Genomic DNA, 19253 nt, shown 5'->3' on the forward strand with positions numbered 1-19253 from the left:
AGAGGCCGTTCGGATCAGCCCTCTTCCGATGTCTCCTCACTCTCTTCCTTGCCCCGCACCGGCGCGTCCGCGAACAGCTCCGCAAAGTGGTCCGTCAGGCGCTCCACCGACTCTTCGGGGGCGGGCTCCTCGGCAGGACCGACTGGAAGAGGGCGGTGGTGCACGGAGAGGCCCGCTTCCCCCTCGTCGATCCATCTCTGCACGGCCCCGGCATCCCGCTCCGTGTCCGGCGCGATGACGTCGTACATCAGGGTCGCTCCCGCTGTGTTGACGGCCTTGCCCAGCGCGTTCGCATCACGTCCCGTCCGCACCACGTCCCGTTTCAAAAGCCGGACCAACGCCTGCGCCGTGGGCCGGTGGTCGATGACGTCCAACCTCAGGACCGTGTTCAACATGTCCTGGTTACCGCAGGCGATGACGACCGGTTCATAGTCGGGCCCGTTCCGAAACAGTTCGGCCGACCACCAGAGTCGGGCGAAAGCCTGCTTGTGATAAGGGCCTTTGAAGTACCGGGCGTTGACGGTTTTCTTCGATTCGGAAAGGTGCCGCCAGACCACGAAGTCGGGAGCGACGCCGAGGGCCAGGTAGTTCCACAGCGCGGGATCCGCGGCCTCCGCGCGCGTGAGACGCAGAATCGCATGCAGACGTGGAGCGAGCCAGGCATCCACCTGCGTCGGCCTGTCGTCCTGGTACGTGTACATCGCATCGTCGATCAGGTCCCGTATCGCACGAAGCCGCGTCCGAGGGCTCTCTGGCAGGGGCTCGGCAGCCTGGTGGAGGGCGATCGCCGGGACGTTGTCCTTGCCGGACAGCAACCCGTCCGTGATGAACCGCGCCGCGTTCTCGTCGGCGAGCCGAGCCAGGTACTCGGGCAGGTGCTCGGGCTTCTCCGTCATACCTCGTCCTCACGCTTGAGCTTGTCCAAGCCGCGTACTGTCTCCGACAGTGCCCTGGGGACCTCGGCCCTGCGCATCGCCGCGTACTGGATGCGCGGCTGCAGTTCGGTCCATCCCGTCGCGCCCACACGACGGCGGTGCACCTCACGCAAGGCGTCCTCGAGAGTCCGGTCGGGCACGACGTCGGGAAGCATCTCCCTGAGCACCTCACCCTGCCAACCGTGCGGGAACAGTGGAGTGCCGTCCTCCTCGACCTCCAGGTCGCCGATGGCCGAATGGAACACGGCGATCCACACGTCGGCGGCCATCTGGGACACCATCAGCTCGTTGACCAGTCCCTCGGGGCCACGTCCCTCAGCGCTGAGGACGTCCGTCATGCCCTCGAAGTCGGTATTGATGTGCACGGTGGGCAGCGTCCCCGACGCATTCACGATCCACGGGGCGTCGATGAAGTTCCGCAGCCAGCTCGGGCCCTTGGTGAATCCGACTTCCTTGATGTCGAAGCTCTGTTCCCGTGTCGGGGTGTCACTCCTCGCGTCGACGATCCAGTCGTCAGCCGCTTCCGCGATGATCCGTCCAGGTACGCCGTCGACGGTTGCGACCACCTGGACCGTCAGCGTAGCCCGGTCGAAGAGGTCGGCACGCAGCACCTGTAGTTCACCACGCCATTCACGGCCGCCTTCCGTCTCGGGGACGAGCCTCGACGTGACTCGGGTGTTGGTTGTCCGGTCCGTCAGCACCGCGACAACCGCGACATCGGACCACGGGCCGCCCGGCTCGGTGGCCTTGGAAGGGATCGTCGCCGAAACGGTCAGCGTGGCGGTCTCCCAGTCCTCCGTCTCCGCCAGGCCGAGCGCGACGACACGCTCGACCACGGAGCGCGCACGGGAGTCGAGCTGCTCACGAGGCTGCTCGGGTGCCTTGACCCTGGCCGCGTCCACTCGTAGGGAGACCGTGCCGCGCAGGCGCGGGTACGGGAACACCTTCACGACAGCGACTCCCCTTCACCGGTGCGCAGTTCGACGACGAGACCGCTCAGGCTGGTCCTGACGGCGTGTGTCATGGGATCGGTCACGCCACGGAATGTCGCGGAGCGCGCTCCGTCGGAGAAACGCAGAGTGCCATCCACCACCTGGCAGTTGTCCACTCCCACGATCTCGGCCCATGCGATGGAGGGACGCGGGCCGGAACGCACATCGAACTTGGCCACCGGGGCGAGCCGCCAGGTGTGGCCGCCGGCAGGAATCCTGATCTCACCGATCACCTGCCAGGCTCCGCCTTCGAGGACCTGCGCGTCCAGCTCTTCCAGGACGGGTAGCGTCGCCGCCGACAGCCGACGTTTCTTCGTTCCCGTGCCGACGGTCAGCTTGGGGGCCAGGCGCCCTCCCCCCGCCTTGGGCCTCTTCTTGGGACGAGCCACCAGCTCCTTGATCGCCGCGTTGGTCTCCCGGGTGAGGGAGGCGATTCGCCGGTACGCCGAGGGCGAGTAAGTGAGCGTCAATTCTTCTGTCTGCCCCCACTTGTTGTGCTCCGGGGGTTCGGCGGCGCGTAGGAACTCCTCGGCCTCGACGGCGAACGGGGCCTGTGTACCTGCGGCCTCACCTGCCAGCAGAACAGCCTGGAAGGGGTTGGTGGACAACGGCAAGCCGGGAACAGCGGCGTCTCGCACCGTCATACGGTTGCCGCGCATCGCCACGACACGATTGGGCTTCCCGTCCGGGTCTTCGGCATCCGTCACCAGGAGCACGGCGCGGTGCTCTCCCAGAGAGGCTCGTGCGCCGCCCCTGGCGGGCAGGCTGAGGGGCACGGTGGTCGCCACGACCTGCCCGGATTCCGTGAGCTGCTCCACGGTCGTGCCGTCGAGAAACGCCTTCAGGGCGCGCGTACGGGAGGGCTGCGTGACCGTGGGATCCACGCGCTCCTCCGGAAGGACCACCTCACCATTGCGCAGGGTGCGCACGGAAGCTTCCAGCAGCGGCAGTTGGTCACCGCCGCCCGTCATTGCGGCCCAGAAGTTCTTGCCCAGGGCCCGCACGAGCCTTCGATGCATCCGCTGGATGCTGTCGTCGTCCTCACCCTCGTCGCCATCGGATGCGGAACTGTCGTCCGCGAGGCTCGCCACGTCGTGAGCCCCCACGATGAGGAACGACGTCCCGGGCTCACCGCTCTCACGCCCCAGGTGAAGGGCTTCCACGGTCTCCTCGTCCGCCCACCAGGACCGCGCCACGGCAGCTCCCGGTGAGTCGGGGTCAGGCCGCCCCAGCCATGCCGGCCCTGCCCACGGCTTGCCCTGGACCTGACGCCACGGCAGATCGAGGCGTCCGATGAGGCGACGTTCGGTGCGGCCCTCATGCGGTTCGGACAGCGTCGAGTTCATGAGTACGAGGCCGAGTCGACTGGTGGCCCACAGCGTGGCCTTGCCCAGGCCGTATGAACCGCCTGCCGAGCTGCCGGACTTGTGGCTGTCGAGCTGACGCCTCACCACCGCCGCGAAGCGGCCGTCGTCGTAGTCGTCGCCCGTCAGGCCCGCGGCGTTGTAGTCGTCCACTCGCAGCAGCACGAGACGGTCATGCTGGTACATGTCTCGCAGCCCCGCGTTGATGACCCGGCCGACCTTCTGCTCCTGGGCTGCGGCGGCCTCGTAGTGCGGGAAGAGGTCGTCCCATTGGACGGCCTCTCGGAATCTCGCAAGTGTCTCGCCGGTGAGCTCGTGCAGTGTGTAACGCACGCGCACGGGTTGCCCGTTGGTGGTGAGGCGCTCGTCGAGACTGTTCTGGCAGGTCTCTCGAGCCAGCACCTCCACGTCGGCGTCGAAGGCGAAGGCTGCGGCGTTGCCCAACTCGCGGCCGCCGTCAGCATGACCGGGACGGTGGTACCACCCGACGGGGAGGCCGGCCTGAGTGTCGGTGGTGCGGGTGTGGACCGTGGCCAGATCGGTGTTCAGGGCCCGAGCGATACGTTCGATCGTCTCGGGCCGGGGAGCGGCCCGTCCGGTGATCCATGCCGAGACCGCCGCGCGCGTCACCTCCACGGCCTGGGCCAGCTCGGTCTGCGTCATGTCGGCGAGCTTCAACTGCCGCGCCAGCCATGGACCGAAGTCCTCGCCTGCTTCCACGGTCACCTGCTCTCGGGTGTGCTCCACTTGCGTCGGACAGCAAGCCCACCATACCCGCGCCTTTGACAGTGCACCCCTTGTCAAACAACCTTTGACAGGAACCCGAGCGGCCAGGCTTCACCCTGTGGCAGGATTCACCAACTTCCTCCCCTTTCGTCCATTTTGTCTCCGCCGAACCGGTTCTTCGAACTCCCTTGCGCACCCTCGCCGCAGCCGGGTAACGTCCTTTCCGCGGCCCCACCCGCCTCGGAGGAATGACTTCTCCGACGCCCTGGTAGAAGTGTGCCGTCTTCTCCTCATTGAACTTCCGCGACGGCATGCAGGCATCGACGTGCGCATCGGTTTCGCATGTCCGATTCTCTTTCCCAGTTCACTCAGCGCAATTCTCGCTGACTCACCGACCGGAAAGTGTAGGCCGCGTTGAACAGCAGCACCCATCGGTTACTTCTCGCAGGGACAGTCTGCGCGGGAACCATCGTCACTGCAGCCGCGTCCGTGTCATCGCCCGCAGATGTCAGGCTGCCTGACATGACGTCACTTCGAATTCGCTTGGCCCAAGCATTCGTCATAGCTCCTTCCCACCAGGCCACCACTCCAGGATCGGAGTCCCGTGTCTCCCGAACTGACCCCCGTGCTCAAGACCGTGGTCGATCAGTCCTCCCGTGTTCTCAAGACGTACGCCGTCGATCCTGGCCTCATTCCGGAGCATGCGAACGGAGAAAGACGGATCACCCAGGGTGGATACGGTGACCGGCAGCTCTTCGAGCTCGTCCAGAACGCCGCGGACGAAATCGCCGCCGAGCCCGGTGGTTCCGTCCATGTCGTTCTTACAGACACCCATCTCTACTGCGCGAACGAGGGAACTCCCGTCACCCCGGAAGGCGCCGAGACGATTCTCCGGATGAGCATGTCTCGCAAGCGCGGCGGCCAGATCGGGCGCTTCGGGGTGGGGGTGAAGTCCGTGCTCGTCGTCACCGACACCCCGCAGTTCTTCAGCCGTGACGGCGCCTTCGGCTTCGACCGCGAGTGGGCCTACGCACAGATCCGTTCCGTCCCCGGGGTCACGGCCCGTCTCGGCGAAGAGTTCGAAGCTCCGGTGCTGCGCATGGCCCGCCCGTTGGACGAAGCCGCCGAGCGCGCCGCCGACCCCGTACTCGACGAACTCCTGAGCTGGGCCACCACCGTCGTGCGCCTTCCGCTGCTCGACGGGGCTGCCGATCGACTCGGGCAGGACATGCACGGTGGGCAGTCGGCCGGTAGCCAGGAGGAGTTCCCCGTCGGGTTTCAGCTCTTCTCACCGCACGTGGCCAAGGTGATCCTTGAGGACCGTCGTCCGCGCCCTGTCGTGCGGCGAACCCTCACCGTCGAACGCGCCCAGAACCTGCACACCGTACGTGAGGAGCGCCCAGGCCGGCATCCCTCGGCCAACCGATGGCGGGTGTTCACTCTCACCCACGAGCCCACCGTCGCCGCCCGTTCCAGCGCGGGCGAGCTGCACGACCGTGTCGCCCTCGACATTTCGTGGGCCGTGCGCGAGTACGAGAAGGACACCACCGGGCTCATGTCCTCCCCCAAGGGGCGCGGAAGGTTCTGGTCCTTCTTCCCGACCAAGTACGAGATGACGCTGAGCGGAATACTCAACGGCGCCTGGAAGACCAACGAGGACCGGCAGAACCTGCTGGACTCGTCCCCGTTCAACCAGGAGATGATCCGGGTCGCGGCCCGACTGGTGGTCGAGTCGCTGCCCGAGCTGGCCCCCACAGACGACCCGGCCGCGTACCTCCCGCTCCTTCCCGGACGAGCCCGTGAGTCGGAGACCGTCAGTTGGGCAGACCGCTACCTCACCGAACGGATCTGGGAGGCCACCGCCCATCGTCCGTCGCTGCCGGACCAAGACGGCCGGCTGCAGGTGCCTCGTGACCTGAACATCCACCCGTCGCTCGGCAAGGACAACAAGTCACTGGTCCGCTGGCTCACCCTGTGGAACTCATACCCCGGCCGTCCCACGAACTGGCTGCACCCGTCCGTCGAGGCCACGGACCTCCGCTCCGGCAAGGTGGAGCACATTCTCAAGGCCGCCAAGCGCGAACGTGCCTCGGTGCGGGAGTGGTTGGAGGCCCTGGTCACCGACGGCACCGCCGAAGCGTCCGCGACCGCCATCCGCATCGTCGCCGACATGGTCCAGTCGTCCTCGCCGTACGCGAACGAGGCCCGTACCGCGCGGATCGTGCTGACCGAGGAGCACGGCATGGTGGCCCCGGTCGTCGGCAAGGTGTTCCGCCGCACTGACCAGGATGGGCTGCGCGAGTCCCTCGTGTACGTCGACACCGCTCTGTCCGACGATCCGTCGCTCGCGAGCGCCCTCGCCATGCTCGGCATCCGCGACGCCGACGTCCGGGGCCGCTTCGTCAGCGTCCTGGAGCAGGGCTTCACCTCGTACGGCCCACAGGAGTGGACCCGATTCTGGGAGCTGTTCCACCAGGCCGGCAGCAGCCACCTGTCGCACGAGGTGGTCCAGCGGGTGGCCGACCCGCTGTCGACGCTGTACGTGCGCACCGCGGACGGGCACTGCCGACCGATGCGGAACTGCCTGCTGCCCGGCCCGGTCGTGACGCCGGAGTCGGACCCCACCATCGCCGTGGACACCCGGTTCCACTCCGACGACATGGCCTTCTTCCGCGAGGTGGGGCTGCGCGACCGGCCCACGGGGGGACACCGTCCCGAGGGGGAGCCGTGGTTCGAGCAGTACCGGGAGGCTATGCACAAGGCGTACTGCGCGACCCTGCCCAACCAGGCGTCCCGCCCGACGCTCGCCAAGATGAAGCTGGAGGGCGCAGCGGTCGGCGGACCGTTGCATCTGCTGCCCGAGCTCTCGCAGGAGGCCCGCGCCAACTTCCTGAAGGTGTTGCCCGAGGAGGCCCTCGTCGACAACTGGACCCTGCAGGTCGGGGCACAGGTCGGCACCCGTCGGGCGGTGGCCTCGCCGATGCGCTGGATGCTCAAGCGGCACGGCCTCGTCCCGACCTCGCAGGGCATCCGCCCCATCGCCGAGGCGGTCGGCCCCCAGCTTTCCGCGTACAACGACGTGCTGCCGGTTGCGCAGATCAGCGCCGAGAAGGCCCGCAAGCTTCGTCTCGCCACCAGTGTCGAGGACGTGCCCGACTCCTTCTGGGACCAACTCCTGGACAAGCTCCAGCGAAGCGAGGACGACGTCTTCGTCGGCAACACCTACGTGCTTCTGACCCGCCTGGAGGTGTCCTTCCCCGACGACACGCTCACCCGGTGTCGCATCGGCAACGAGTGGGGCACGCGCCCCGACGGCGAGATCGCCGTCGCCTCGTCGCAGGAGGAGTATCGGGCGCTGCGTTCCGAGAGGCTGCCCGCCCTGCTGACCGCGTCGGCCGAGGACGCCGCGCTGCTCGTCAAGCAGTGGGGGATGCTGCCGTACGCCGATGTGATCAGCCGCGAGACCCGGTACGAGCCCGCCGGTGAGCCGGTGCCGCTCAAGGAGGCGTACCCCGCGCTGCGGCAGATGCGTGGTTCGCAGGTGGACCAGTACACGCTGCAGCGGTGCAAGGTTCTCGAAGAGGTGACACGCACCCCCAATGGCATGCGTCCCAAGACGCTGAACAGCAGCTTGCAGGGGTCCGTGATCCTAGTGCTCGAGCCCGCCGACGTGCTCGAGGCCCTGATGGCGGTCGACCGTGAACTCCGTTGGCGGATGGGAGAGTCCGGTTGCCGGCAGGTTCTGGAGGCGCAGCAGCGTCAGGAGCAGGATCAGAAGGTCAAGAATGCGCTGAAGGCCGTGCGTGAGGCCGATGACGTGGTGGCCAAGCTCCTGCTGCTGCTGGGCTCCGAGACCCTGCGGGAGCGTCTGCCGGCTGGCCTGATGGACGGTGAGCGCGCGGAGAATGGCGGAGCCGAACCCGACGGCAATCGCATCGCGCAGATGGCGTTCAACGCGCACGGAGACAGCATCCTGCAGGTCCACGCCCGTGACCTGCAGAACCTCTACCCGAGCCACGCCCCGTCGTCGTTCAGGGGCGCCTCCACCGCGGTGGCGTTCGTGGCGGATCTCCGCTTCCCGGACGCGTTCGCCGGATTCCAGGCACCTTCGTTGGAACCGAGGATCGACGTGGACGGGCCGCGGTACTTCCCCCGTCTGCACGACTACCAGGAGCGGCTGGCCGCCAACGTCTTCACCATGCTGGACCGGATCGTCCCCCAGCGCGGCATGCTCTCCCTTCCGACTGGGGCGGGCAAGACCCGTGTCACGGCCGAGGCGGTGATCCGCTGGGTGAAGCAGGTGGGCCACCTCGACGGGCCGATCCTGTGGATCGCTCAGACCGAGGAGTTGTGCGAGCAGGCCGTGCAGAGCTGGAAGTTCGTCTGGGAGAAGGTCGGCGCCGAAACGCCACTGGCGATCAATCGGCTGTGGTCGACGAACGAGGCGGGTCCTGTCACCGGCCGACCGCAGCTGGTCGTCGCCACGGACGCCAAGCTCCAGCAGCCGAACTGTCTTGCCGCCGACGCCTATGCCTGGCTGCGTGACGCCGCCCTGGTCATCGTCGACGAGGCGCACACCGCCATCACGCCCCGCTACACCGAGATTCTGGCGCACCTGGGCCTGACGGCCTCCCGTACCGACCGTCACCTCCTTGGCCTCACCGCGACGCCGTTCCGCAACACCAACCAGGAGGAGACGCGCCGCCTGATCAATCGATTCGGTGGCCGGCGTCTGGACGATGGTGTGTTCCCGGGCGGCGACGCGTACGCCGAGCTACAGCGACTCGGCATGTTGGCGCAGGTCGAGCACCGACTCCTGCAAGGCGGCACGATCACGCTGACCCGTGAGGAGAAGCAGCGCGCCGAGCAGCTGAGCATCCTGTCCAGGGCGGCTGAGCAGCGACTGGCCGACGACCACGACCGCAACGCCCGCATCCTGGCCGAGATCTCGAACATGCCGGAGGACTGGCCGGTGCTGGTGTTCGCGACCTCGGTCGACCATGCCAAGTACCTGGCGGCGAAGCTCCGCGACCTGAACATCACCGCCTCCGCGGTCGACTCCACCACGTCGGCCAACGACCGTCGCCGACGTATCGACGACTTCCGGGAGCGCCGCACCCGTGTTTTGACCAACTACGGCGTCCTCACCCAGGGCTTCGACGCCCCCGCCACCCGAGCCGTCGTCGTCGCCCGCCCCGTCTACAGCCCCAACGTTTACCAGCAGATGATCGGGCGCGGCCTGCGCGGCCCCCTCAACGGGGGCGAGGAGACCTGCCTGATCCTCAACGTCAGCGACAACATCCAGAACTTCGACACCGCTCTGGCCTTCACCCAGTTCGAGCACCTGTGGAGCAGCAAGTGACCGACGCCTACGGCGACAGCCCTCCGCTCACCGACGAGCAGCGGGCCGTCGTCGACCTCCCCTGGGACACCCGCCTCCTGGTCACCGCGGGGGCCGGTTCCGGCAAGACCCATACCGTCGTACGGCGCCTCGACGCCCTGGTGGGGCACGAGGATCCCGAGGAGGCACTGGAGGCCGGCGAGATTCTCGTCCTGAGTTTCTCCCGTGCTGCCGTCCGCGAGCTGCGGGACCGGATCGCCCGACACGGCGACCGCGCCCGCAGGGTGCGCGTCCAGACCTTCGACTCGTGGGCGTACCAGTTGCTCGTGCAGGCCTACCCCGACGAGGAGTGGGCGGCCTACAGCTTCGACGAGCGCATCCGGGCTGCCACGGACGCGGTCGAGAAGGGCGCGGTGGAGGCCGGCGAACTCGGCGCTCCCTCGCATGTGGTGATCGACGAGGCACAGGACCTGGTGGGCGACCGCCGGAACCTGGTGGAGACTCTGCTCGACCGCTTCCAGCGTTCGTGCGGATTCACCGTGGTCGGCGACTCCGCCCAGGGCATCTACGGCTTCCAGATCGACGACCCGACGGAGCGAGCAGGGGAGACGGATCGGTTCTTCGCCTGGCTGCGAACGTCCTACGACGACCTCGTCGAGCTCAGCCTGACCGAGAACTTCCGTGCGAAGAGCCTCGAAGCCCGCACAGCTCTCGCCCTCGGCTCCCGTCTGCAGGACCTGGCCGACTCCTCGAACGGCCAGGGGGCCGCGGCCGCAGCGCTCCACGCCGAGCTGCGCGACCGGCTGCTCGACCTGCCGACCCTCGGTGACCTGGCCAGCGACTTCGCGCTGAAGGCGCTGACGACGTTCCCCGACACCTGCGCCATCCTGACCCGCGACAACCGTGAGGCACTCGCCGTCTCGGAACTCCTGCACGAGCACGGGGTGGAACACGCGCTGAAGCGCTCACTGCAGGACCGTCCCGTGCCGTACTGGGTCGCCGAACTGCTCCGCCGTACCGAGTCGTTGACGCTCACCGAGGCGCGCTTCCTGGAGCTGCTCGCGGAGATACCGTTGCCGGCGGGCGTGGAGCCCCAGCGATGCTGGCGGTCGTTGCGTGCCGCGACACGACGCACCGGCCGCGGTCTCGTCGACCTCGCCGCCGTAGGACGGCTGGTGGCCGAGGGGCGTTTCCCCGACGAGCTGGGCGACCCGGAGACGGCTCGGCTGGTCGTCTCGACGGTGCACCGGGCCAAGGGCCTGGAGTACGACCGCGTGCTGCTGCTTTCGCCCCCCTCCATCGCGGAGCTGCGGAAAGCGCACGAGGATCTCGATGTGCCAGCCGAGGCACGGGCCCTCTACGTGGCCATGACACGGGCCCGCGAGGACCTGTACCACCTGACAGGACCGGACACCTCCCGCATACGACGCCATCGCCCCACCAGCCGTTGGTACCTGGGCGGTTGGAAGAAGTACGAGCGCTACGGCATCCAGGCCATGCCCGGAGACATCCATCGCGAGAAGCCTCCTGGCTCGCACGACGCGGACACGTCCGCGGCCGAGACGCAGACCTACCTGTTGGAGCACGCTCGTCCGGGCGATGCCGTGACACTTCGAATGCGTAATCCGCTCCCCGTCGGGCCGGACCAGAGCCCGCCGTACGACCTGGTCCACCGCGACCGAGTCATCGGCGAGGCCTCCGAGCGCTTCCGCCGAGACCTGTACGCGGTGGAGATGGTCGCGCGCTCATGGGAGATCACCTGGCCTGCCGAGATCGTCGGTCTGCGGGTGGACACGCTGGAGACGGTCGCAGGCAGCAAGGCAGCCGGTACCAACGCGGGAATCGGCGGCAACGGGGTGTGGATCGCCCCTCGAATCACCGGAATCGGAAGGTATCGACGCGGCGGACGCGCCGGGGAGGAACAAGGATGACGCACGGGAAAAGCCCGCACGACGAGCACTACCGGGTCCGCGAGGAACTGGTGGCCCGGCTGCGCCGCGAGCTTCTCGGACCAGACGTCGAGGCGGGCGACGACCCGGTCGAGGTCCTCACCCAGGACGCCCCGATCACCCGCTACCCGATCGGTGTGCTGTTCCCGAGAGCCGCCGACCGCGAGGCCCGCCGGCGACTGAAGGAGGACGCAGCAGAGGAGGAGGGCCTGGACGAGGCCCCGCTGCTCGGCAACGACAGCCCCGAGGAGTCGGGTGGCGCCGTCGAGCCGCCGGCATCCGGTGACCGCCGTCCGTCGACCATGGGCCTCACCTTCGCCGTGGCCCCCAAGATCAGCCCTGAGATCGTGATCTCCGCGCGAGCCGCTGTGTACGACCCCGTGGACGCCCAGGGCCACGGGGTGGACGCCCGGCGAGCGGAGGCCAGGACCACGAGTGACCAGCGCGAGCATTGGCGGCGCAGGGAACTGGAGCTGCCGGACACACCGGTCGACGTCACGCAGCCCGGGGTTCACGAACAGGATCTCGTCCGCGACGAGGTGAAGCTGCACGTCCTCGTACGACCTGCCAGCGTGTCCTCAGGCACTGTCACCGTCACGGTCACCCTGATCAACGCAAACGTCGTGGGCGAGCGGGAACTGCAGGATGCCTTCGCTCTTTTTCAGCCCAGTCTCCGGGTCCAGGCCACCAACGGCGCTTCCGCCTTCGTCGAACGCCCGCCTGCTCTGTCCGCCGTCGACTCGGAACTGGCCACGAGCCGCTTGCTGTACCGCCATGCCCCCACCTTCGCGGTGGGTCACGGCTGCTCCGCCCACTGGGACTGGACGCCGCCCGCGGTCGGCCTGACCGAGATAGAGCGTGCCGCGATCAGCGAGATCCGCTCCGAGTTCCTGCCCACGCACGAGGTGCTGCTGACCGACTCCAACCCGGAGATCGACAACTCGGCGCTCGGCATGCTCGGCCTCGCCGAGCGCTCCGACGCCGAGGTACTCGCCTCGTTGCACGGGCTGGCCCACGGCTACGAGCAGTGGATCGAGGCCAAGGCCTCGGAGGCCGCCGCTCTCGCCGGGACCGCCCACGAGGAGGCCGCGCACGCACAGCTCGACACCTGCCGTGAGGCCCTCGGTCGGATGCGCGAGGGCATCCGGGTCCTGGCGGACAAGCCAGAGGTGATGGAGGCCTTCCGGCTGGCCAACCGGGCCATGGCGGAGCAGCGTGCGCGCAGCGCCTGGGTGAAGGGTGACCGTGCTGGCACGCCCGATCTGTCGGCCCAGCGCTGGCGACCGTTCCAGATCGCGTTCATGCTCCTGTGCCTGCGCGGCATCGACGATCCGAACCACCGCGACCGCAAGATCTCGGACCTGCTGTGGTTCCCCACCGGCGGTGGCAAGACCGAGGCCTACCTCGGTCTGATCGCCTTCACCACGTTCCTGCGTCGGCTGCGTCGCGGGCTCGACGGCGGAGGCGTCACCGTGCTCATGCGCTACACGCTGCGCCTGCTCACCCTCCAGCAGTTCGAGCGCGCCACGATCCTGATCTGCGCAATGGAGCTGATGCGTCGGGCCGCACCCGACCAGCTGGGCGAGGAGGGCATCTCGATCGGCATGTGGGTCGGCAAGTCGGCCACGCCGAACGACCTGAAGACGGCTGCCGAGAAACTGCTCAAGCTGCGGGGAGGACAGAGCCTGCAGACGGAGAACCCGGTGCAGCTCCATGCCTGCCCCTGGTGCGGCACGGCGCTGGACGCCCACAACTACACGGTGGACGAGGACGACGTCCGCATGGACGTGCGCTGCCCCGGCCCCGACTGTGACTTCGCCTCCGGCCTGCCGGTACACCTGGTGGACCAGACCGTCTACAAGGCCCGCCCGACCCTGGTCATCGCCACGGTCGACAAGTTCGCATCCATGCCGTGGCGCAAGCAGACCGCAGCGCTGTTCAATCGGGATCGGCGTGGTGACGCGACTCCGCCGCCCGAGTTGATCGTTCAGGACGAACTCCACTTGATCTCCGGGCCGTTGGGCACCCTGACCGGCTTGTACGAGACGGCCGTCGACGCCCTTGCCGATCAACCGAAGGTGATCGCCTCAACGGCGACCATCCGTCGCGCGGCCGACCAGGGACGGCACCTCTTCGACCGGGACGTACGCCAGTTTCCGCCGGCCGGTCTGGACGCGCGGGACTCCTGGTTCGCCGTGGAGACCGACCGCAAGACCAAGGCCAGTCGCCGCTATGTGGGTCTGCTCGCCCCCGGCACCAGCCAGTCGACCCTTCTCATTCGCACGTACGCGGCCCTGCTCCACCAGGCCATGTGCGCGGAGACGAGTGACAAGATCCGGGACGCGTACTGGACGTTGGTCGGCTACTTCAACAGCCTCCGCCTGCTGTCGGCCGCCGAGCTCCAGGTGAACGACGACGTCGAGGACTATCTGCGGCTCCTCGCCGACCGCGACGGCACAGAGGTGCGCGTCTCCAACCGTTACTCGGAGCTGACGAGTCGAGTCGACGCGAGCCTGATCCCGGCGCGGCTCAAGGAGATCGAGAAGCGCTACCCGGATCCCGATGTCCGCGACGTCCTCCTGGCGACCAACATGATCGCCGTCGGTGTGGACGTCGACCGACTCGGCCTGATGGCGGTGATGGGCCAGCCCCAGACCACGGCAGAGTACATCCAGGCCACCAGCCGCGTGGGCCGCGCCCATCCGGGCCTGGTCGCCGTGATGCTCAACTCGGTCCGTCCTCGGGACCGTTCGCACTACGAGAACTTCCTGCACTTCCATTCCGCGCTCTATCGAGAGGTGGAGTCGACGTCCGTGACGCCGTTCTCTGCCCGTTCGCGCGACCGCGGCCTGCACGCCGTGGTCGTGGCCCTGGCCCGCATCCTCATCCCCGAGGCCCGAGAGAACGACGCCGCCGGTCGGATCGAGGCGTACGTCGATCGCCTGTACGCCGAGATCAGGCCGTTGCTGACGAGCCGTGTCTGCCAAGTCGCGCCCGAGGAACTGCAAGCCACCTCCGACGCCTTCGACGAGTTCGTCGAGTGGTGGCAGGCAAAGGCGAACGCTCACGGCGGACTGCTGTACGAGCCGGTTCGGGGCAACCCCGCCCCCGCCCTACTCAAACCGTTCGACGACGAGTCCCCCGACGCCGACGCTTGGTCCACCCTGTGGAGCCTGCGCGACGTCGACGCCGAGTCCGCTCTCTTCCTGGAGGCTTCCCGATGACCCCGCCCCGCGAGCGGCGCCACCGTCGCACCGACGGCAACTCGGCCGCGCCCCGTCTCGCCTTCCCTCGCCGCGGTTCGGTCCGCCGCTCCCAGATGATCACCACGTATGGTGTCGGATCGCTGATCGCCGTCGACAACGAGTCGTTCATCGTTTCAGGCATCGACGACGCCCACCGGAGCTGGTCCCTCGACGAAGCACCGATCATCCACGAACATCGTCTCGCCCGAGTCCTGGGCGTGAGGCACTTCCGGCTGCCGCCGGCCTCCGAGGACACGAGTAAGGACGGAGCACGCGTCCGGCGCTTCCCACTGTGGCACTCGTGCCCGAAATGCCAGTCCCTGCAGCACGTGCGAGGCTTCAACCCGCCCCCTGGCAAGAACGTCTGCACGGACTGCGACGACGAGCCGCTCGTGCCGTCCCGATTCGTCATGGCGTGCGAGGACGGACACATCGACGACTTCCCCTACTGGAAGTGGCTGCACCGCAAGAACCGCGAGGAGGGCGCGACCGGGCGCTGCGGCGGGCAGATGACCATGCGATTCTCCGGCCAGAGCGCCTCACTGCGTTCCATCCTCATCTCCTGCACATGTGGCGTGCCGGAGGTGTCCATGGAGGGCGCCTTCCGCCGCTCGGCCCTGACCGACCTCGGGGTGCGCTGCGAGGGCAGGCGACTCTGGCTCAAGGACGCACCCGCCGAGTTCTGCACGCAGGCGCCCCGTACGCTCCAGCGCGGTTCGTCGGCAGTCTGGCAGCCGGTGCTGAAGTCCGCCCTGTCCATTCCCCCGTGGAGCGACGGCCTCGCCGACAAGCTCTTGGAGCACTGGGAGAACCTGCGTTCGTACTCGTCCCGCATGGAGATCGAGATCTACCTCAAGGGGGCGTTCCGGGGCGACGACTCGATCTCGGTCGACGCCGTCATGGAGCTGCTGGTGGCCGAGCAGGAGGAGGACCCCGCCCAGGAGAGCGACTCCGACTCTGGTGCGGTGAGCCGCTACCAGGCGCTGCGCCGCCAGGAGTACGAGCGGCTCTGTTCCGGCAACGCTCTGCGGGACAGGGGACGGGAGGAGCAGTTCATCTGTGAGCCGCCGACCTCGGACCCCGCCGTCCTCGATCCCTTCGGCGTCGGCAGGCCGATGCTGGTCAAGCGCCTGCGCGAGGTAAGGGCGCTCAAGGCGTTCACCCGCATCGCGGACCCGGAGTCGAGTTCCGAGGGCCACGAGGCCGCCCTGTCCCTGACACCGACCGACTGGCTCCCGGCGATGGAGGTGCACGGCGAGGGCGTCTTCGTACGCCTCGACGAGAACCGGCTGGACGACTGGGCCAAGTCGGTCGCGGTGGCCGCCCGCGTCGAGCGCATGCGCACCAACCACGACCGCATACTGAGGGAACGTGCCACCGATCCTGCGGAGGTGCCCTCCTCGCCCGCCACGCCCCGCATGGTGCTGCTGCACACGCTGGCGCACGTGCTGATCAACGAGTGGAGTCTGGACGCCGGTTACCCGGCCGCGGCCCTGCGCGAGCGCCTTTACACGGACGCCACCATGGCCGGTTTCCTGATCTACACGGCGACGAGCGACTCCGCTGGCAGTCTCGGCGGCGTGGTGGGACAGGGGGAGCCCGACCGCCTCGCCGAGGCGCTTCGCTCGGCACTGAGGCGCGCCACCTGGTGCTCTGCCGACCCTCTGTGCATCGAGGCACGGTCCTCCGGTACCGGAGGCGCGAACCTGGCCGCGTGCCATGCCTGCGCGATGCTCCCCGAGACGAGCTGCGAGCACAACAACATCCTGCTCGACCGCGCACTGCTCGTCGGCACCCCGGACGATCCTCACCTGGGCTTCTTCGCGGACATACTGGAGCAGTGACATCCAGCCGGCAGTGGAGCACCGACACAGATCGGTGCCCTCCACTGCCGGCACTTGACGCCTCCAGTCCCTGGCCCGCTGATCTACACGGCAACTGTGTTCTACTCCTCGAGACCAGCTGCGAGCAGAACAACGGCCTCCTCGATCGAGTTCTCCTGGCCGGTACGCCCGAGGACGCCTCACGGGGTTTCTTCCATCAGCTGCTCGACCCGTGAGGCAACCCCTTCGCCGTAGCTGTTCAGTTCGGCGTCGTAGCGGGTCTGAGCACGGTCTAGGGCTTCGTCCACGTCACAGCCGTGGGCACGAAGCCAGTGAAGGAAGTCGGCGATAACCGTGATCACCGACTCCTCGGCCGCGGCCCTACCCAGTCTTCCCGTGCCGGGCCGGAGACGCGGTTCCGCACCCGCGTAGAACTCCAACAACGTCTCGGCCCGCTGGACACCGGGGCATTGCACGTGACCGTTCGGCGAGGTAAGACCTGTTGCCAGCTCACACCACGTCACCTTCCGGTCGTGGCTGAGCTGCACGCCCCAGCGAGCGGCGACCGCGTCGACGAGGGCCATGCCTCGCCCGGACTCAGCGTCCGCTTTCGCGTCGAGCAGGGTGGGCAAGGCGCGTGTATCCGGATCGTGGACTTCGATGCGCAGATGAATGCCGTTCATCGAGACCACGAGTGTGGCCGGGGTTCCGAGGCCGACGTGCGTGATGACGTTGGAGGCCAACTCGCTCACGCAAAGTTGGGCTTCGTCGGTGACCTCGTGCAATCCCCACAGGCTCAGATGCAGGCGCATGACCCGGCGCAGTGCCGCCACCTCTGTCGGCTCGGCCGTGAAGGCAAGGTCCCACGACTTGCGCCACATGCACGCTTCCTGGCTCATGAAACTTCCCTCTCGTCACAGCGCACCCGATGAAAGACGCAGCGTCACGGACACTCACGATGAGTTGCGCTGCCATCAGACTGCGGTGCGCAGATCCCGTTCTGCAATGTGCACAGCGAGATTCCCACTTCTGAGTGATTGGCAAGCACACCTCTTGGCGCGAGACTGAACGCCCGCTATCCGAAACGGGGTTGATATGGCCGGATCACCCACGGCACGCCGGCGCCGTCTGTCGATCGAACTGAAGAAGCTCCGCGAGCAGAGCACGCTCACCTGCGCCCAGGTCGGCGAGGCCCTGGACTGGAGCGGCTCCAAGGTCAACCGGATGGAGACGGGCAGCGGCCGGGTGCAACCATCCGACATCGATGCCCTGTGCCGGTTCTACGACACCAGCGACGAACTGCGAGAGTTCCTCAAGTCGCTCGCCCGGCAGGCCAAGGTACGGGGCTGGTGGCAGGTCCACGGCTCAGGCGTTCCGGAGTGGTTCAACATCTACATCGGCCTGGAGCAGGATGCGTCCACCTTCAGGCAGTACCAGTGCGAGTTGGTACCCGGCCTCATGCAGACCCGCGCCTACGCCTCCGAGCTCCACAAGACCGGTGCGCACATGTCTGCCGAGGACATCGACAGGGCCGTACAGGTGCGCCTGGAGCGTCAAGACATGCTGAAGCGGCCCGATGCACCCGAAGCCTGGTTCATCGTGAACGAGGGCACTCTGCGCAACGTCATCGGAGACCGCGCGTTGATGCGCGAACAGATTGAACACGTACTGGACACAGCCCAGTTGCCGACCGTGACCCTGCAGGTTCTCCCCTTCGACTCGGGCACCTATCCCGCCACGGGCTCATTCACCATGCTGGGCTTTCCCGCCCCTGAGGATCCCGACGTCGTCTACCGGGACGGCATCACCGATGCTGTCTACTTGGAGGGCGAGCATCATGTTCGTGAGTACACCCGAGCGTTCGACGGCCTCCGCGCCGCGGCCCTGAGCCCTCAGCGTTCGACACAGCTGATCGAAACGGTCTTGAAGGAATACGCAAGGTGAGCATTGCAGAGCCCAGTAGTTCCAGCCGTCTGGTGTGGTTCACGTCGTCCTACAGCAACGGTGCCGGCGGGGAGTGCGTCGAGTGCGGGCTGATGGAGCACGGCGCTGTCCTGCGCGATTCCAAGCTGTCGGGAGGGCCCGAGGTAATCGTGGGAAGCAGGGCTTGGCGTTCCTTCGTGGCGGCCTTGGCCCAGGAACATCCGGCCCTCTGAGAGAAGGTGCCTCCTGGCTGCAAGATCTATAGGACGCTGCCCGTAGGACAGAGAATCAAGGAGCAGGTCGTGAGCGCACAGCACGCGGAAACGCCCGTTCCTGCGCCGTTGTCTTTGAGGACATTCGAGCGGCTCTGCGGTCCGGGCACGGCTTCCCCGGCGACCGGGAGCCCTTCGAAGCGGATCTTCAGCATGCGCTGGAGACGTCGACGGAGACGAACCTGAACGCGGTGGCTGCGGTGATCGTCGACTACCGGGGCAGAATCCGTCTCTACCAGGATCCTGACTTCGACATTGCAGTGCAGGAAGGCATCGACCTCACGGCCCGGCTGAAGCGGGAGGCCCAGGACCGGTGACCGGCGTAATCGCGGCCGTGACACTCAGGCAGCCGACCGGGCGAAGGCCCTCGGAGTGGAGCAGGCCCTTGGAATCCTGCGCCAGGAGCTGGAGCAGGCGCCGCGGCTCGGGGTGCTGCTAGGGCCTGTTCTGAGTTGGGATCACGGGAGGGCTGGCAAGCTGCGTAACCAGAGGATGGATCCGCGCAGGTGGAGCCCGGCGGCGTAGCTCTCGGGTGTCTTGTCGTAGCGGATGGCCAGCCCCCGCCACTCCTTGAACTTGTTGATGGCTCGCTCGACGGTGTTCCTCTCCTTGCAGAGCTCGGCGTCGTGGTCGACGGGGCGTCCCCCTTTGCGGCCCTTCGTCTTCCGGTTGGCGGCCTGGTC

11 protein-coding genes and 1 pseudogene are annotated in these 19253 nt (G+C 67.6%); 7 read left to right on the forward strand and 5 right to left on the reverse strand.

What is annotated here, in order from left to right; all coding sequences use genetic code 11:
- Window positions 1-14: 14 nt before the first annotated feature.
- The 3 genes from ACFV7R_RS08455 to ACFV7R_RS08465 are packed head-to-tail and all read right to left on the reverse strand — an operon-like array spanning window position 15 to window position 4011.
- Window positions 15-896, reverse strand: coding sequence for a DUF6339 family protein (locus ACFV7R_RS08455; protein WP_385261367.1), 882 nt, complete (start codon window positions 894-896; stop codon window positions 15-17).
- Complete coding sequence (locus ACFV7R_RS08460) at window positions 893-1885, reverse strand: hypothetical protein (RefSeq protein WP_385261368.1); 993 nt, start codon at window positions 1883-1885, stop codon at window positions 893-895. Before ACFV7R_RS08460 ends, ACFV7R_RS08455 begins: the two co-directional genes overlap by 4 nt.
- Complete coding sequence (locus ACFV7R_RS08465; RefSeq protein WP_385261423.1) at window positions 1882-4011, reverse strand: helix-turn-helix transcriptional regulator; 2130 nt, start codon at window positions 4009-4011, stop codon at window positions 1882-1884. Before ACFV7R_RS08465 ends, ACFV7R_RS08460 begins: the two co-directional genes overlap by 4 nt.
- A gap of 610 nt (window positions 4012-4621) precedes the next feature.
- Here ACFV7R_RS08465 and ACFV7R_RS08470 point away from each other — a divergent pair.
- Genes ACFV7R_RS08470 through drmB form a run of 4 tightly spaced genes read left to right on the forward strand, consistent with a single transcriptional unit; the run spans window position 4622 to window position 16396 of the window.
- Window positions 4622-9379, forward strand: a complete 4758-nt coding sequence (locus tag ACFV7R_RS08470) for a DEAD/DEAH box helicase (RefSeq protein ID WP_385261371.1) — start codon at window positions 4622-4624, stop codon at window positions 9377-9379.
- A complete protein-coding gene (locus ACFV7R_RS08475) occupies window positions 9376-11289 on the forward strand; it encodes a UvrD-helicase domain-containing protein (protein WP_385261373.1) in 1914 nt (637 codons plus the stop codon). The genes ACFV7R_RS08470 and ACFV7R_RS08475 overlap by 4 nt, the downstream gene beginning before the upstream one ends.
- On the forward strand, window positions 11286-14531 hold the full coding sequence (locus tag ACFV7R_RS08480; protein ID WP_385261376.1) for a helicase-related protein: 3246 nt from the start codon (window positions 11286-11288) through the stop codon (window positions 14529-14531). The genes ACFV7R_RS08475 and ACFV7R_RS08480 overlap by 4 nt, the downstream gene beginning before the upstream one ends.
- Entirely contained in the window at window positions 14528-16396 is a 1869-nt protein-coding gene (drmB, locus tag ACFV7R_RS08485) for a DrmB family protein (protein WP_385261378.1), read from the forward strand. Before ACFV7R_RS08480 ends, drmB begins: the two co-directional genes overlap by 4 nt.
- A 179-nt stretch (window positions 16397-16575) precedes the next feature.
- Here the strand turns inward: drmB and ACFV7R_RS08490 are convergent, their stop codons facing one another.
- Complete coding sequence (locus ACFV7R_RS08490; protein ID WP_385261381.1) at window positions 16576-17274, reverse strand: ATP-binding protein; 699 nt, start codon at window positions 17272-17274, stop codon at window positions 16576-16578.
- Window positions 17275-17470: 196 nt separating this feature from the next.
- Here ACFV7R_RS08490 and ACFV7R_RS08495 point away from each other — a divergent pair, with 196 nt between their 5' ends.
- From ACFV7R_RS08495 to ACFV7R_RS08505, 3 genes are all read left to right on the forward strand, one after another.
- Window positions 17471-18319, forward strand: a complete 849-nt coding sequence (locus ACFV7R_RS08495; protein WP_385261384.1) for a helix-turn-helix domain-containing protein — start codon at window positions 17471-17473, stop codon at window positions 18317-18319.
- A complete protein-coding gene (locus ACFV7R_RS08500; RefSeq protein ID WP_385261386.1) occupies window positions 18316-18531 on the forward strand; it encodes a DUF397 domain-containing protein in 216 nt (71 codons plus the stop codon). The genes ACFV7R_RS08495 and ACFV7R_RS08500 overlap by 4 nt, the downstream gene beginning before the upstream one ends.
- Before the next feature lie 230 nt (window positions 18532-18761).
- On the forward strand, window positions 18762-18887 hold the full coding sequence (locus tag ACFV7R_RS08505; RefSeq protein WP_385261388.1) for a hypothetical protein: 126 nt from the start codon (window positions 18762-18764) through the stop codon (window positions 18885-18887).
- Window positions 18888-19028: 141 nt separating this feature from the next.
- Here ACFV7R_RS08505 and ACFV7R_RS08510 read toward each other — a convergent pair.
- Window positions 19029-19253: pseudogene (locus tag ACFV7R_RS08510) on the reverse strand (IS5/IS1182 family transposase); the annotation flags it as partial.

It is taken from the genome of Streptomyces sp. NPDC059866 (genome assembly GCF_042731325.1).
GTDB lineage: Bacteria > Actinomycetota > Actinomycetes > Streptomycetales > Streptomycetaceae > Streptomyces > Streptomyces flavusporus.

Coding starts and splice junctions, on each gene's coding strand:
- ACFV7R_RS08455 (WP_385261367.1), bottom strand. CDS start 896: ATGACGGAGAAGCCCGAGCACCTGCCCGAGTACCTGGCTCGGCTCGCC.
- ACFV7R_RS08480 (WP_385261376.1), top strand. CDS start 11,286: ATGACGCACGGGAAAAGCCCGCACGACGAGCACTACCGGGTCCGCGAG.
- drmB (WP_385261378.1), top strand. CDS start 14,528: ATGACCCCGCCCCGCGAGCGGCGCCACCGTCGCACCGACGGCAACTCG.
- ACFV7R_RS08490 (WP_385261381.1), bottom strand. CDS start 17,274: ATGAGCCAGGAAGCGTGCATGTGGCGCAAGTCGTGGGACCTTGCCTTC.
- ACFV7R_RS08495 (WP_385261384.1), top strand. CDS start 17,471: ATGGCCGGATCACCCACGGCACGCCGGCGCCGTCTGTCGATCGAACTG.